Origin of the sequence: Parashewanella tropica, assembly GCF_004358445.1 — a bacterium.
Taxonomy (GTDB): domain Bacteria; phylum Pseudomonadota; class Gammaproteobacteria; order Enterobacterales; family Shewanellaceae; genus Parashewanella; species Parashewanella tropica.
Genome location: NZ_CP037951.1, coordinates 3,548,820 through 3,563,889, shown reverse-complemented (window position 1 = coordinate 3,563,889; position 15,070 = coordinate 3,548,820). Strand labels below are relative to the sequence as shown.

Here is a 15,070-nt window from a genome sequence, read left to right as displayed (position 1 = left end):
ATTCGATGGCTGGTTATTCAATATCTAATGGCTCTGGGGATAAAATAATACCAGTGTTATCGGCATAAATGTGATCGCCCGGTAAAAAGGTGACTCCGCCAAAGTTTACAGGTAGATCGCTTTCACCGTGTCCCATATCGTCTGCACCAATGGGAATAGGAGCAAGTGCTTGTATCCCAATATCTAATTCTTCTAGGTTATCGACATCACGCACAGCACCAAAAACGATGATCCCTTCCCATTTATTTTCAACGGCTAATTCCGCCATTTTAGCGTCAATAAGGGCTCGGCGTAGAGAGCCACCACCGTCGATTAACAGAACTTGTCCAGTTCCGTCTTCTGCAAGCGTGGTGTTGATCAACCCATTGTCTTCAAAACATTTAATGGTAACGATAGAGCCACCAAATGAACTACAGCCTCCAAAGTTACTGAACATGGGTTCCACAACGTCAACGACGTCCAAATACATATCACAAAGTTCTGAAGTGTTGTATTCCATATTAATGCTCCTGAAGAGTCACGATGTTTTAAATTTACTGTAATGAGTTATAGCATTTGCTGCACAGATAGAAAACTCAAAAATCAGAGTCAGGATAGAAAGTCATTCTAAGCTTCTGTGTTTCAAGTATATCTTTATTCTGATAGTAAAGTTTGTAAGCTTGATAGCTCTTTGATTTACCGCAAATTATTGGTCTAAAGCTGTTGCGAGATCACATTATTTACTTTTTTTAGATTAAATAATCATCAAAAACTGTCGTTGAGATAACAATGTGTTCACAAAGTATGAGCTATGTCATCTATTTAACCTTTTCTGTTTCGAAGATGTTCCTTCCTTTGATAGTATATATAAAACAAACTATTTCATATTATAAACAATACGTCGATGTGCTCACTGAAACGGCGCGCTTGACGTAACATAGAGGTTACTGATGGAAGGATTAAACTGGGTTGAGATTTTAGGTTACATGGCATCTGTCATGGTAGCGATTTCTTTAATGATGAAGGACATTGTTAAACTAAGATGCCTTAACTTTGTTGGCTGCGCATTATTTTCTACTTATGGTGCCTTGATTGAAGCGTGGCCAGTGGCTGGTATGAATGCGTTTATTGCTTGTATTAACGTGTACTACCTCACCAAAATGTATATGGAAAGCAAAGCGGCTGAAACTGCTAAAGCTTAATCATATGCATTTTATGGGCTTTTGATTCATTTGAGAGCCCTTTGTTTTTTCTTTCTTGTTTTTCTTTCCCCATAGATGAACTTTTGTTCATCATTTGTCATAAAACATTCGTCTAAAAGTAACCTAACAGTCATACACCTTGTCTACTTTTACAGCATTGGTACTTGTTTAGAGTTTTGTTTCTGTCAATGCTAAAAATGATCAGTCGATTTGATGTCCGAGGTTTCTACTCCGTAGCTGATACTGTCAAGCGATATCAGCTTCAAACTGTCGCCAAACGGATTTCGGCATCGGGTGATGGTCATTATTATGTGTTACTGGCGGTAATGTTACTGTTGTTTCATTCAAAGGGGCAGCAGTTATTTAATCTTCTGCTCACCAGCTTTGCTATTGAGTTACCTCTCTATGTACTATTAAAAAACAGCATTCGCCGAACTCGACCTTGTTATTGTTTTCAAGGAATAGAGCTAGGCTTTGAGCCATCAGATAAATTCAGCTTACCTTCGGGGCATACTGCAGCTGCTACCGTTATGGCAACGGCAACGTGTTTTGTTTTACCTATATTGGGTGCTGTTTTGCTTGTATGGGCATTGTTAATTGGTTTGTCGAGAGTGGCATTAATGGTTCATTATCCGACCGATATCATTGCAGGTGCATTGCTTGGTTCTGGTTCAGTAATGCTAGCGTTAAATTATATTAGTTAACCAGCAAGGGTTTTCATGCGTATTTTGTATGGAGTACAAGGCACAGGTAATGGGCATCTGAGCCGTGCTAGAGTAATGGCATCTGCGTTGCAAGAGCATGGTTTACACGTTGATTATCTGTTTTCAGGGCGTCCTCGTGAGCAGTTTTTTAACATGGACGAATTTGGCGATTTTCGGTGCTTGAAAGGCATGACATTTTCAAGTGCTGCAGGGAAATTACAAATTGGCAAAACCATAAAACAAAATATGTCTCGTTCAATACTGCAAGACATCGAAAGTATCGATTTGACCAATTATGATGTGGTGTTAAATGATTATGAGCCTGTTACTGCTTGGGCGGCTAAAAACCAAGGCGTGCCAGCCATAGGGATTAGTCATCAAGCCGCGTTATTACACGCTGTGCCTAAATCAGGTACTCAATGGTTTAGCGATTTAATGCTGAAATATTTTGCTCCCGTTGATGTCGCTTTAGGCTGTCACTGGCATCACTTCGGTTTCCCGATCTTACCGCCCTTTGTGGATGTGACAGAGGTGGACGGTGAGTTTCCCCATCAAATCTTAGTTTACCTGCCGTTTGAGTCACCAGGCGATATTATAGAATTGCTTAAACCATATAACGGTTATCAGTTTTTGGTATATCACAAAGACAGCATTGAACAAGAGTTGCCGAGTCATATTACATGGCATGGTTTTGATCGGCTCGGATTTAAGCGTCACTTAGCCAGTTGTGGCGGCGTGATCTGTAATGCAGGCTTTGAATTGGTGAGTGAGGCACTCACCTTAGGCAAAAAAATCTTAGTTAAACCCTTGCTAGGTCAGTTTGAACAGCACTGTAACGTAGCCGCATTAGAGTTATTGGCCGCAGCCGATGCAATGATGACGTTGGATCCACAGATTCTTAGTCGCTGGCTGAAAAAAGCCAATCCTCAACCGATTGAATACCCTCAAGTCGCCGATGCGTTAGTTGATTGGTTACAACAGGGAGATTGGGATAACCAAGAAGTACTGTCTAAACAATTGTGGCAACAGGTTACTTTACCTGACAGTTGGCGTTAGGCTGTTGCTAATCGTGCGGCCGCAGCATGCAGTGCCATTGTGTAACCTTGACTACCAAAACCGCAAATGACTCCGATGGCTTTATCTGAAAAATACGAGTGCTGCCTAAAGGGTTCACGGCTGTGAATGTTAGACAAATGAATTTCGATAAAGGGAATATTTACGCCAAGCAGTGCATCTCTGAGGGCGACAGAAGTATGAGTGAAAGCGGCAGGGTTGATGATGATCAGTTCAGCTTTCGTTTGATGAATCGCATCTATCAACTCATGTTCAGCGTTAGATTGAATATGATCAAGCGTAATGGATAACTGTGCGGCTTGCTTTTGCAGAGACTGTACAGTTTGCTCAAGGGTTTCTGAGCCATACACCTCAGGTTCGCGTCGACCTAACAAATTTAAGTTGGGGCCATTTACCAATAGCACTTTAGTCATTGTTTAACACTCTCATCCATTTATCATTACAGGTTAATCGGTAACTCCACAAATCACAAAGGAATTTTCTTACTGCGCAAACTTTTGGTTTGACCGCGCTGCTTCTTTTTATCCATTCGTTTGGTTTGACTCGATCTTGTTGGCTTTGTGGCAATACGTTTTTTCTGGACTAAGGTGACGGATTTTATTAGCTCAATAAACATGGCTAATGCTTGCTGACGATTATCATCTTGGCTTCGAGTCGATTGTGCCTTAATGATAATCTTACCGCTTTTGGTTATACGATGGTCAGCTTTAGACAGTAACCTTTGTCGGTAATAGTCAGGTAGGCTAGAAGCCTTGATATCAAAGATCAAAACCGCCGCTGTCGAAACCTTGTTAACGTGTTGACCGCCCGCACCGCTGGCACGAACAAACTGCCATTCTATTTCAGATTCAGGAATGTGGACTCGGGTTGAGATTTGTATCATAGGTGGTTTTCTTTAATTAGTGAGCAGCGATTTTGTGTGCGTTACGCTGTTTAAATTTTTGCATAGTGAAGAGCAAAGCCATACAGATGCAAACAACGGCAGAAAGCGAAATAGTATACCCTAATGACCAATTAAGTAGTTGAAATCCTATCAATGTAGAAAAGGCACCAGCAAAAGCAAATGGCAGTTGAGTCACCACATGCTGACGAGGTGTGCAGCCGCTGCTGGTAGCACTGAGTACACTGGTGTCTGATATCGGGGAACAATGATCGCCAAAGACTGAGCCGGCCATGACGGCACTGAGGGCGGGTAACAAGAGTTGAGGATCAATGATGTGAGCGATTTCCCCACCAATGGGCAACATAATGGCGAAGGTGCCCCAACTTGATCCTGTAGCAAAGGCCATGGTGGCACACAAAACAAATAATCCACTTAATAAAAACTGATTGGATAAATGTTGCTGAGCCCAATCAGCTAGGATGGCTGCAATAGAGAGCTCTTTGACAATAGTCCCAATTAGCCAAGTGAACAGCAAAATACTGCAAGCAAATGTCATGGTGTTTAACCCTATCCAAGTATCCTTGAGTAAGGCGTCGAAGCTGCGACCACTGGTTTTGAGAAGTAACAAGGTGATCAGTACAGCAAATAAACTCGCGTTTCTCATACTGCTGCCAATATCAGCATGGGCTAGCCACAGATCTATTTCCATGCTGTTTGTTGCTATTGCCCCTGAAAGTAGCATGAGAGCAAGTGAACCGATAAGTAAGATCAAAATAGGTAGAAGTAATAGCCATGGAGAACCTTGTTTGTCTGAGTTAAGCTGAACCACTACTCCCTCGTTGGGCGTTGCACCAAAACCAACCCCAAACCACGCTACTAATACAGAAATAAACAAGGTGCTGATAGCGTAAAAATTCATTTGCGCGATGTCGACAAAGTTACTGAAGGCTGAACCGGATAAAAATGTCATGCTTGCCAAGATGGCAATTACATAAGGTCCCCAACTGGAAAATGGTATTAGAGAGGTAACTGGAGAAGCATTCGAGTCAACAAAATAAGCCAGTTGCTCTGGTTTAACGCCGTATTTTTTTGATAGCGGCTGGCAAATGTTTCCGACCGCTAGGCAGCTAAACAAACCATCAATAAATACAAACCAGCCTAAAAATACCATGCCTAATCTGGCTTGCCTTGGTGTTCGAATTCGATTGTGAAGCCAGTGACTAAACTCATCGACGGCGTGACTTCTTGAAAGCAGCTTGGTCATGATCCCAAGTAATATCATGGTTGCTAGTACGTTGAGATGCCAAGCTTGCCATTGACCTTGTTGGTAAAATTGCTCAATGAATAAATGGCTTAAATGTTCTATGGAAGCCCCTAAAGAAAACTGATTGAGGATCAAGCTTCCACTGACAATACCGACTCCCAGTGCAAGTAGGGTATTTCTTACTGTTAATGCCAAAATGAGGGTTAAAAATAATGGTAAAAGCGCAAGAAACGGAGTGGTCATATTGAGGTCAGAAACTTGATTGAAAGGTTAGGAGTTATCTTATACCAACTACAGTAATTAATCTCTTACTCAGCAAGAGCTAAAGATTTTCAGTACAAAGCGCAAGCTCGAAGTACTATCGGGATAATTCAAGAGCTTGTAATGCAGTAATGGAAACCTTTAGCCTTGCCCTTTGGGAGCTTGTATGCGGTCAAATTCCTGCTCAAAATTGCTTTGACGTAGAGTAACTATGTCTGCATCAATTTCGATTGCCCTTTGACCGCATACACAGCTCTGAGTTGAGCATTTAATTACTGTAATTGGTATTAGGTTACTGACAATTATCTAACATTGCTAAGAAAAGTTTCTAATTGTTATGGAAAACGCTTCTCAATTAACCATTACCACTGATAAAATTGCATCATCATTTAGTTATTGAAGAGAGTTCCATGAGCTTAGAATTATTGTCACAACTGGAAGCGAAAATTAAAGCCACTGTAGAAACTATTGAGCTGCAAAAAATGGAGCTTGATGAAGAAAAGCAAAAAAATGCTGAACTGACGGCTAAGGTCGAGCAGTTACAAACTGAACTGAATTCGTGGAATGATAAAGTGAGCGGTTTAGTTGGCTTATTAAACGAAGATATTGACGCTTAATATATCCAATCGATGCCTTGGTGGAAATTAAGGCATCGATATAATTCAATTAAAATACTTAGCAAGCCTGAACAGACTGCTTGTCAGCCAATATAAGTTCATTCATCTCGGTGATGGCTTGTTTGACTTTTGGGCGGCACCATCTTGGAATAACCAGTTTTCCACCATCAAAGTAAATCACTCCTAAATCTTTTACCCAGATGACGCCTTTAACAAAAATACGAACGTGTTTAGCGATTAGCTTAGGCGCATAAATAGGAAATCTTCTCATTTCTGAAACCTCACGACATTCATGTCTTTAGAATACTTGTTGTGTCACGTTGAAAACGGGTCACGCATATATAGACCTGTAGCGGCGGAAAAAGTTTCGCTTTTTATTGTGAATATTTGATGTCAAATTGTGGTCAAATATTTTACTAACGCCAATAATTCTTGCTCAGATTTTATGGATTGCAAATTAACTTTGTATTGCCCATTCACAATCAGTGTTGGTATGGCTTGAATATCAAATTGCTTTAGTTCTTTTCCGTGTTTTCTTACTTGAGCTGAAACCATAAAGGAGTTGGTTTGGGCGTAGTCTTGCGCATTAAGCCCAGAGTCCAACACTAAACTTTTTACTTCTGCCTTTGTGGTTGGTCGGCGCTTTTGTTTGTGAATGGCATCAAAAATGGCGGCTTCAATTCGAGGTGCATTTCCGAGTTGCTCAGATAGGACGAAAGTTTTACTCAGCTGTTCGGTGACTGGATCGGCATAGGTATGAACTTGTCTAAAATCCACTGAAGAAGGCAATGTTTTTTTTATTTGTGGAACCACGGTTTTAGACCAGCGATAACAGTGACCACAATAAAATGAAAAATACTCTGTCACTGTGGGTTTTGACGTTGGTGCAGGGTTATCTACTTTGGTGTAGTGGGTGCCTTGTGTAAAGTCGGCAGCTAGGCTTGAAAATGAGAGTATCATCGTCAGTATTACAATCAGCTTTTTCATTCGAATTATGTCCTTATATTCTGCTTTTTAACTCATTAAAAAGGGAGCCGAAGCTCCCCAGATAATTCTTTTAAAAATTACTTATTTTTCGCTAACCAAAAAGCGATGGCTAAGTATTCATCCCAAGATTTAATCGCGCCTTTTTCAACTTTGTAGACACCATTAACAACCAAATCTGGTACGCCATTGATTTGAGCATCTTGTGCTGCACGACGCATTTGAGAGACTTTAGCGTTAACCATGAAAGAGTTGATTGCAGAGTCGAAATCCTTACCCGAAACCCCATTAGCAATGAAAATCTTACGTACATCATCACGACTGGTTAAACGTTGACGTTGAACATGGATTGCTCTGAACAGGGTTTTTTCCATTTTCTTTAGTACGCCTAATTGGTCGGCTACGGCAAAAGCACGGCTAAGTTCTTCACCCATTTTGCCACCAATAAAGTCAACGTGGCTTTGTTTAAAGGTCACGCCAGCAGGCAGTCCTTTTTCAAGCTTAGGAAGTACATTCAGTGAAAATTGATAACAGTGAGGGCAGAAAAATGAGAAGTACTCAGTGATTTCTGGTTTATCTGTTTCTTGTTGACCTTTAATGACGCTGTAGTGAACGCCTTCTTTATATTGTGCCGCTTGCGATAATAGCGGGAACATCAGTAATGCAGCCGCTACTAATAGAAACTTTTTCATTTTTTTACCTATAAACAAACATCTATATAAGAGGTACAAACATAATATGGATGTACCCTGTATTCAATCATTATGCGTAATTTGTTACAAATTAATAGGGTGTTAGAGTCAGTGGAGCTTCATTTAATGCGGCCAGTTGCTCTTTAAAGGCTAAGATTTGTCCTTCCCAATACTTATGAGTGTTAAACCAAGGAAAGTGCATCGGGAAAGCTGGGTCGTCCCAACGGCGGCTTATCCAGGCGTTATAGTTCAACATTCTAAGGGCTCGAAGTGGTTCAATAAGTTTGAGCTCTTTCATGTCAAAATCACTGAACTCTCCGTAGGCTTCCAGTAAGATATCAAGCTGCATGGTTTTTTGTTGGCGATCGCCAGTGAGCATCATCCACAGATCTTGTACCGCTGGGCCACTGCGGGCATCATCTAAATCAACAAAGCCTGGGCCGTCAGGCGTCCACAGAATATTGCTTGGATGTAAATCACCATGCAAACGAATGTGTTTCGTCGGCACACTTTGCCAAATCTCATTGGTCGTATCGAGAACTTGATGAGCAATGGTAAAAAACGCTTCTTGAAGCGAGTCAGGAATATGACCGGATTGAGCCAGCCATTGTATTGGTTCAACTCCAAGCAGTTCTGGGCTGCAACCTGGGCGATGTTGGAACTGACTACGGCGACTGCATTGATGTAAACGGCCGATAAAATGCCCGACCATTTCGAGCTGCTCTAAGTTGTCGACTTCAAAGCCTCTTCCGCCAATGGATTTAAATAAGGCAAAGTCAAAACCTTGATAGTGGTGTAAGGTATTGCCATTGATGGTTAAAGGGAAGGCTAATGGTACTTCCGCATCATCAAGTTCGTAAGAGAATTCGTGCTCTTCGAGGATCTGGGCTTTACTCCAACGTTCTGGGCGGTAGAACTTGACCACATACTTTTCACCTTGATCGCAGCGAAACTGATAGACGCGGTTTTCATAACTGTTCAGAGCAAGTAAGCCACTTTCTGGATAGATACCGATGCTTTCAATGGCATCTAAAATATGATCTGGAGTGAGAGATTGATAATGAAATTCGGCTCCCACGGGATAGCGTTCACCATCGTCATGATTGGGCTGTGGTACTGTATCATTCACCATTGTTAGCCTCCAGAGCTGGTGCAGCGGGTAGAACCAAATGATCCAATAATTGCTTTAAATAAATCAAAGTATCCAAGTCTTTATCAAGTTCAATACTAAGCCAGCAACTGTCAGAATAAAACTCGTAATTAAGATTGAGTAAGCAACCTTCAAAATCGAGTTGCCATTGATGGCGATCAGCTCCCCAGTGCTTTTGTATCACTCGGCTGTCGATGGCGTTGCAAAATTCAGTTGCGAACGAGTCAAAGTGTTCGAAGTCGATCTCTGAGCGAAAGTGTAAACACAAGTTGGGTTTATCGAGTGTAAGTTGATAAATTTTAAGAGGATGGGGCACAACATATCCCAAAATGATTGGTTATTGCCCCTAGTTTATACTCATACTAGTGATACTTGAAGATGCAACTTTCAAAGCTTATTCAGCGTTGCTTTTTTCTTGTGCTCGTTTAATACGAGTGATGCGCCCTTCAAAGCCCGTAATCGTTCCATCGGTTAGCTTGTATGTTAGTGCTTGCTCGCAAAGTGAGATGGCTTGCTCATAATGACCTGATTCTTGAGATAAGCTTGCCAGCTGCATAAAGCTTACCCCTGCGTGTTTTGCTTGTTTGTCTGAAAACGAATCGACTTGTGATTGGATGAGAGCTAAAAAAGAATGATGAACGGATTGCCCATAAATACAATATTGCCGAGACTTCCGCTGTTTATAACATTCGGTGATCGCTTGATTTAAGTATAAAAGCTGCTGCTCAGGATCTTGAGCGCTTTGCCATTCACTCACGGCTGATTTTAATGTCTCATTGGCCCAATCAAGTTCAATATGTATTTTCGGCGGAGTTTCTGTTTCAGGAGGTGCAGTTTCTTCAGTGCTGGGAGCGACCTTAATTTCTACGTCAAGCTCAGAGTTTGTTTCTACGTCTGAAGTCGGTTGGGCTGAAGGTGTACTCTTGTTTCGTGAATATAAATAAATTCCTAAAGCCACAAGAAATATGACTACACTTAGTTTTGCCAGCATTATTGTTGTCTCCATGAGGGAAGCTACTCCTTTTGGATGTAATAGTAATACTGAAAACCTTTAAAAGTACAGAATTTAAACACATGAGCCACGGGATCACCTAGGAGCCAACAGTGACCTTAACACTCCCATTCATTGAACAAGCTTATTGGTGGCTATCGCTGCTCGCGGGATTGCATTGTTTACTGCTGAGCTTGATGTTTTTGGGAAGCGGTTGGCGAAAGCCAACAAGTCAGTTAATGATGTTAAGTGCGATATTCGTCATATTATGCTTATTTTTTGCTGATGGGGTGTTAGGAGAAGTACTCACTGAGCCTTGGCGAACGTTTGTGGGAGTTGTCACTGCGAGTGTGAGTTTATTTATCCTTCCACTTTGTTATCAATATTATATTGTTAGTTTATATCCAGAACAAAGTGCGAGAGAGCGCAAGAACCCTCACTTAATTTCAGCTTGTATCATCGTTATTTTCGTATTAATGGCCTATGTTGTTGATCCCAGTATTGTCACTCATTCATTCCAGAATCCTAAGACTATTGTGTGGTTTACGGGGATAGAAAGGGTGTCTGAAACTCTGCCCATCTTACTTTTTATTCAAGTTGGGGTGTATTTGGTACTTATGTATCGGTTACTGGGCGGTTATAAATATCAGTTACAAAAAACTCAGACTTCTCTTAGCGCGAATCAAACTTGTCATTGGTTATATGTCGTTACGGGTTTTATTTTCGTGAATTGGTTATTGGCCATTCCGGGATTAGTATTCGTTCAATTGTTAAACTGGAAGCTAGAGAACACTGTAGAAGTCATTATGCATTTTACTTGGCTACTTTCTTTGTATTTACTCACTTTATATCGATTACAGCAATTGATACACATACATACAGAGCGGAGCCCATCTCCCTATCCACAAACGCAACAATCCCCCATATTAAATGAGGAGGAGCATGATTATATTACTTCGGTAATAAGGGATAAGGATTAGAGAAGCTATAAGCCCTCTAATTCGACTGGCTGCATTTCACATCAATATCAAAACAAGCACCACCCTTAGCACTGCATTTTTGCAACGCTTTTCCTCTTGCTTCAGCTTCAGTACTGCCTGTTCCGTAAAAGTTGCCTGCTTTGACATCATCTAAATAGCAACCCCACTGAGTGCGGTTGGCATTGCGATTAATATTGAGAGTTTGCGTAGAATCAGTCGGTTGGTTTAGGCCTTGTTTTAGTTTTCGTAGCTGATGCTTTAAGCTTTTGACTTTTTGTTTGAGCTGCTCGATTTGCTGATCTTTAGTTTGAGCCTGAGTAAGTGTAGGTACGCATAGTGCTAGAAGTAAAACCAGTGTGTATTTCATAGTGGCTCCTTTTTTGGCTGATAATAACGAATGGCAACTGTATCCATACTGAAGTGTAGTTCACATTGAAACGGTGAGAGCTGATAAGTGTGGCGACTAAAGGACAAACGCTCACTGTCCACTGTAAAGATATTGAATAAAAATCCCGACTTGTTTTAGTGACGAAATTGAGGGTTTTCTTGACTTTGTTCACACAGATTTCTAGTCTGCTTTCAATCCCTATAGTTTTTGAGTAGATACCCTAAGTAAAATGAAAATAGATTATCAATTAAAACCAGAATCTGAGCGACGTTCCACACCTTTTACTCCTGAAGAAAACGTAGGTTTTGGTGTGCTTAGAACCGATCATATGTTCTTGATGGATTATGAAAATGGTGAGTGGAGTAATGCACGCATTGTTCCTTACGGAGCGATGGAAATGATGCCGGGTGCCATGTGCATTCATTACGGTCAATCTATTTTTGAAGGTGCAAAAGCATTTCAGCATCAAGATGGTGAAATTTACACTTACCGTATCGATAAAAATGCCAAGCGATTGAACCGTTCAGGTGACATTGTTTGTATTCCTAATTTGGATGAAAGTATTCAAGAACAAGCGGTACATGCGCTTATTGATGTAGAGCGTTTATGGTTCCCGCAACAAGACGGTGCCTGCTTTTATATCCGTCCGTTTATTTTCGCCACAGAAGATCGTTTATCTTTAGGGATCAGTAGCAAATATACCTTCTGTGTCATGTTAAGCCCAAGTGGTGCTTATTACGCAAACGGCTTTAATAATGCGCTACGCTTGTTGATCAGCAAAACCTATCACCGCGCGGTATCTGGTGGTACTGGTGCCTCTAAAGCAGCGGGTAACTATGCTGCCTCATTGCGTGCGACTCAATCCGCAGCTGAGCATGGAGCAGCGCAAGTATTGTATCTAGATTCAACCAACACCAAGCTTGAAGAAGTGGGGGCAATGAATCATTTTCACGTTCGTAAAGACGGCACTATTGTTATTCCTGAGTTTACCGACACCATCTTAAAATCGATCACCTCTGAATCAATCTTGGCGCTTGGTGATGTACTTGAATGTGAAGTGAGACAAGAAACCATTTTGCTTGAAGATTTCATCGCTGACATTGAGTCCGGTGACATCATTGAAGCGGGAGGCTTTGGTACTGCTGCCGTGGTTTCTCCTGTGGGTTCTTATGTATTTGAAGATGGACGTGAAGTGATTGTTGGAGACGGTAACGTAGGCCCACACATAAAACGCATTTATCAGGTCTATACCGATATTCAAAACGGATTACGCGAAGCACCAGAAGGGTGGTTGCGTAAAGTTGAAAGACACCATAAATAACAACATCAATCGATGACTTGAAAAGTGGGCTGATGCCCACTTTTTTTAATGACAAGGAAAACGACATGAAGATCGATGTCATTCATGAACATGACACTAATACCTACGATGCTCTCGTTTCAGGTGTGCGTGAGTACAACAAGCAAAAGCTTGCGGGTGAAGTTTCTAAGCCGCTCTCTGTAGTATTACGAGACGATAATCAAGCTGTCATAGGTGGTGTTGCAGGACGAACCATATACCAGACCTTTTTCATCGAAGTACTGTGGGTCGATGAAATCGCAAGAGGACAAGGTATTGGACGTCGATTAATGGAACTGGCCGAAACTGAAGCCATAAACCGAGGTTGTGTTATGGCTCAAGTGGATACCTTAGCGGTTCAAGCTCCAGATTTTTATCAAGGGTTGGGATTTGAAGTAACAGGGATAGCCTCTGGTATCACTGATAAGCATGATAGATATTTTTTTAAGAAGATTTATGGTTGATTACGGTTTCAAATGTGCTGTTAGATCGACTTCATAAATATCGGCATCATTAATTCCAAGCATACTGACTATCACCTGTCCTTGTTTTCCTTTTGCGAGTGCACGCCCTGTTCGGATGCTTTTGGCGGGTAAGCTAAACAGTGTTTTAAGCCGCCCGTTTCTATCTCGCTGTTTTACTATATCTTGCTCTCTAGTTCGGGTAACAAAGTACACCGTGTTTTGTTCCACAAAAAAGTTGCCCCAATCACTTTTATCTAAATCAGAAATCAATTTTGTTTCTTTGTGGGAGATTAAATCAAGGTAAAAAAGACCAGATTGGTTCTCTTTGGTGAAATAGAGTCCATTATCGGACTTTACTGTGTATCGAGCATTTGCTTGATGTAAAGACGTGACTGATTTATCCTCTAAATTGTATTGCTGAATTTCCCATTTATCGCCAACTTGGCGCGAATAAGTGATGCTGCTTCCGTCTGAGGTAAAGGAAGGATATTTGATATGTTTACCAACAAATTCAGGTAATAGTTCAAGGGTGTTTTTGTTTCTATCGCCAAAGTACAGTTGGTAATTGATTTGACCCTTTGGTTTGATCAGTACCGCGAACAGCCCTTGAGCTGAAACCGAGGGCAAGCTTACAACACCTATTTCATCGGTTATCTTAGTGTTTAACCCGTCTTTTTTACTCCACAGCTCCCAGTTTCCGTTGCGGTTTGAAACATAAAGTATCTCGTTGGTTGCGGCAATGTATTGACCAAATAAATCTCTTGCTGATGAGATGACTTGAGACTGAATTTCACCACTGACCATATCTCTTCTGGTGATGTACTCTTGTCCAATATGATTAGAGTAATAGAGCTTTGAACCCTGAGCGTTGACCGTTAAGCTACTGATAGTGGTGTCTTTGTGAAATTCAGAGACTTCAAAGTCGTCAAGGTTGAGGGTTTCAATCACAAAGTTTCCCTCTTTAAGCGCGGTAATAAATAATTGATTCGATTGAAACTGCCAAGCTAATCCAATAATCATATCCCTAACATAGGGTAGGGCTTGTTCTGTCGAGTTTGCCAAGTCATGTAAAACTAACTCTGCACTCATTTCATGTTCTCTTACGTACAGCAGTTGTTCTGAGTTAGATGACCACTGAATGAGTACGTCGTGTATTTCGCTGTTTGGTGATGATATTTGCTTAACCAGTTTTGAACTAAAGTCATAAATAAAAATGGCCTTTTGAGCATCCACCGATTTCACATAGGCAAGTTTATTGCCATCGGGGGACCAAGATAAATTTCGTCGATAGCCAAATTTTGAACAACCCGTATCAATCTGTGTATCTTGGTTAGAAATTAAATCTCTTATTCGTACAGAGCAGACATCATTATCTTGTATTTGCAGGTAGGCTAATGATTGACTATCTGGTGACCAAGTCGGACTTAGTTCTGAAAAAGATGACATTGACACTTGCCTAAGTGGTGCATGAGCGTCAATGAGATCTTTTATGTAAATTTGTGATTGTTTGCGGTCTCTTTGCCACAAAAATGCCATTCGTTTGCCATCCGGCGAGATTGCGGCTTGTTCTTCTACACCTTCAAAATGGGTAATTTTTTTGGCTTTGATATTGGTATTCGTTGCGTCTTTTTGATTGAAGTGCCAAAACGAAAACAGTCCAATTAAAATGATAATGGCTGAAATTAAAGTGGCTTTAAGCGTAGCTGAATATGAGGAGTGGGCTGTTAATGGATTAAAATTACCTTTTACCTCAGCAACAGGCAGGATTAACTGATAACCTACTTTAGGTACGGTTTTGAAGTAATCATCTGGATCTAAACCGAGTTCTGTCCACGTTTTCCTTAATTGCCAAATCGCATTGCCGACACCACGCTTCCCAACTTCAGTATTGTTATCCCACACACATTCAATGGCTTGCTCTTTTGAGACCGTATGTTGGGCGTGAGTGACTAGCAGCTTTAAAAATTCGAAAACTTTAGCAGGCAGAGATTGGCTTTGTTCAAGATAAGTGACCGACATATCATTGCAGTCTATAACACAGTCACCAATCTGAAATTTTTGGAATGGTAGGGCGATCATTATTCGAGTTATTGCCTCT

The 15,070-nt window shown here is 41.1% G+C and carries 19 protein-coding genes; 7 read left to right on the top strand and 12 right to left on the bottom strand.

Annotated features, from left to right (window positions below; all coding sequences use genetic code 11):
• Window positions 1-13: 13 nt before the first annotated feature.
• The gene (gene rraA / locus E2H97_RS15740) at window positions 14-499 is read right to left on the bottom strand and encodes a ribonuclease E activity regulator RraA (protein WP_133408016.1); all 486 of its coding nucleotides are present in this window, start codon (window positions 497-499) and stop codon (window positions 14-16) included.
• Between the two features lie 430 nt (window positions 500-929).
• Here rraA and E2H97_RS15735 point away from each other — a divergent pair, with 430 nt between their 5' ends.
• The 3 genes from E2H97_RS15735 to E2H97_RS15725 all read left to right on the top strand — a co-directional run bounded on the left by E2H97_RS15735 (window position 930) and on the right by E2H97_RS15725 (window position 2,941).
• Window positions 930-1,181 (top strand): YgjV family protein, encoded by a 252-nt coding sequence (locus tag E2H97_RS15735; RefSeq protein WP_133408015.1) that lies wholly within the window; start codon window positions 930-932, stop codon window positions 1,179-1,181.
• Between the two features lie 188 nt (window positions 1,182-1,369).
• Window positions 1,370-1,885 (top strand): phosphatase PAP2 family protein, encoded by a 516-nt coding sequence (locus E2H97_RS15730; RefSeq protein ID WP_133408014.1) that lies wholly within the window; start codon window positions 1,370-1,372, stop codon window positions 1,883-1,885.
• Between the two features lie 15 nt (window positions 1,886-1,900).
• On the top strand, window positions 1,901-2,941 hold the full coding sequence (locus E2H97_RS15725) for an MJ1255/VC2487 family glycosyltransferase (RefSeq protein WP_133408013.1): 1,041 nt from the start codon (window positions 1,901-1,903) through the stop codon (window positions 2,939-2,941).
• Here E2H97_RS15725 and aroQ read toward each other — a convergent pair.
• From aroQ to E2H97_RS15710, 3 genes are read right to left on the bottom strand one after another with little or no spacing between them, the layout of a single operon-like run.
• Complete coding sequence (gene aroQ / locus E2H97_RS15720; protein ID WP_133408012.1) at window positions 2,938-3,372, bottom strand: type II 3-dehydroquinate dehydratase; 435 nt, start codon at window positions 3,370-3,372, stop codon at window positions 2,938-2,940. The two genes, E2H97_RS15725 and aroQ, sit on opposite strands and share 4 nt — an antisense overlap.
• A 53-nt stretch (window positions 3,373-3,425) precedes the next feature.
• Window positions 3,426-3,842, bottom strand: a complete 417-nt coding sequence (gene arfB, locus E2H97_RS15715) for an alternative ribosome rescue aminoacyl-tRNA hydrolase ArfB (protein ID WP_133408011.1) — start codon at window positions 3,840-3,842, stop codon at window positions 3,426-3,428.
• Between the two features lie 16 nt (window positions 3,843-3,858).
• Complete coding sequence (locus E2H97_RS15710) at window positions 3,859-5,349, bottom strand: Na+/H+ antiporter NhaC family protein (RefSeq protein ID WP_133408010.1); 1,491 nt, start codon at window positions 5,347-5,349, stop codon at window positions 3,859-3,861.
• A gap of 428 nt (window positions 5,350-5,777) precedes the next feature.
• On the opposite strand from E2H97_RS15710, the gene E2H97_RS15705 reads away from it, so the two are divergent.
• Entirely contained in the window at window positions 5,778-5,984 is a 207-nt protein-coding gene (locus E2H97_RS15705; RefSeq protein WP_133408009.1) for a cell division protein ZapB, read from the top strand.
• 58 nt (window positions 5,985-6,042) lie between these two features.
• Here the strand turns inward: E2H97_RS15705 and E2H97_RS15700 are convergent, their stop codons facing one another.
• The 6 genes from E2H97_RS15700 to E2H97_RS15675 all read right to left on the bottom strand — a co-directional run bounded on the left by E2H97_RS15700 (window position 6,043) and on the right by E2H97_RS15675 (window position 9,816).
• Window positions 6,043-6,255 (bottom strand): DUF1107 family protein, encoded by a 213-nt coding sequence (locus E2H97_RS15700; RefSeq protein ID WP_133408008.1) that lies wholly within the window; start codon window positions 6,253-6,255, stop codon window positions 6,043-6,045.
• A 122-nt stretch (window positions 6,256-6,377) separates the two neighbouring features.
• Window positions 6,378-6,971, bottom strand: a complete 594-nt coding sequence (locus E2H97_RS15695; RefSeq protein ID WP_133408007.1) for a thiol:disulfide interchange protein DsbA/DsbL — start codon at window positions 6,969-6,971, stop codon at window positions 6,378-6,380.
• A 77-nt stretch (window positions 6,972-7,048) separates the two neighbouring features.
• Window positions 7,049-7,660, bottom strand: a complete 612-nt coding sequence (locus E2H97_RS15690; RefSeq protein ID WP_133408006.1) for a thiol:disulfide interchange protein DsbA/DsbL — start codon at window positions 7,658-7,660, stop codon at window positions 7,049-7,051.
• Window positions 7,661-7,751: 91 nt separating this feature from the next.
• Window positions 7,752-8,792: a serine/threonine protein kinase gene (locus E2H97_RS15685; protein ID WP_133408005.1), complete on the bottom strand. Its 1,041-nt coding sequence runs from the start codon at window positions 8,790-8,792 to the stop codon at window positions 7,752-7,754.
• Window positions 8,782-9,126 (bottom strand): DUF3630 family protein, encoded by a 345-nt coding sequence (locus tag E2H97_RS15680; protein ID WP_246029016.1) that lies wholly within the window; start codon window positions 9,124-9,126, stop codon window positions 8,782-8,784. The genes E2H97_RS15685 and E2H97_RS15680 overlap by 11 nt, the downstream gene beginning before the upstream one ends.
• A gap of 78 nt (window positions 9,127-9,204) precedes the next feature.
• The gene (locus E2H97_RS15675) at window positions 9,205-9,816 is read right to left on the bottom strand and encodes a hypothetical protein (protein WP_170308326.1); all 612 of its coding nucleotides are present in this window, start codon (window positions 9,814-9,816) and stop codon (window positions 9,205-9,207) included.
• Window positions 9,817-9,914: 98 nt separating this feature from the next.
• Between E2H97_RS15675 and E2H97_RS15670 the strand changes: the two genes are divergently transcribed.
• Window positions 9,915-10,781 (top strand): hypothetical protein, encoded by an 867-nt coding sequence (locus E2H97_RS15670; protein ID WP_133408003.1) that lies wholly within the window; start codon window positions 9,915-9,917, stop codon window positions 10,779-10,781.
• Between the two features lie 16 nt (window positions 10,782-10,797).
• On the opposite strand, the gene E2H97_RS15665 is transcribed toward E2H97_RS15670, so the two are convergent.
• Entirely contained in the window at window positions 10,798-11,148 is a 351-nt protein-coding gene (locus E2H97_RS15665; protein WP_133408002.1) for a hypothetical protein, read from the bottom strand.
• A gap of 250 nt (window positions 11,149-11,398) precedes the next feature.
• On the opposite strand from E2H97_RS15665, the gene E2H97_RS15660 reads away from it, so the two are divergent.
• Entirely contained in the window at window positions 11,399-12,490 is a 1,092-nt protein-coding gene (locus tag E2H97_RS15660; protein WP_133408001.1) for a branched-chain amino acid aminotransferase, read from the top strand.
• 65 nt (window positions 12,491-12,555) lie between these two features.
• Entirely contained in the window at window positions 12,556-12,972 is a 417-nt protein-coding gene (locus E2H97_RS15655) for a GNAT family N-acetyltransferase (protein ID WP_133408000.1), read from the top strand.
• On the opposite strand, the gene E2H97_RS15650 is transcribed toward E2H97_RS15655, so the two are convergent.
• A complete protein-coding gene (locus E2H97_RS15650; protein WP_170308325.1) occupies window positions 12,973-14,991 on the bottom strand; it encodes a winged helix-turn-helix domain-containing protein in 2,019 nt (672 codons plus the stop codon). It abuts the gene before it with no gap.
• Window positions 14,992-15,070 lie beyond the last annotated feature (79 nt).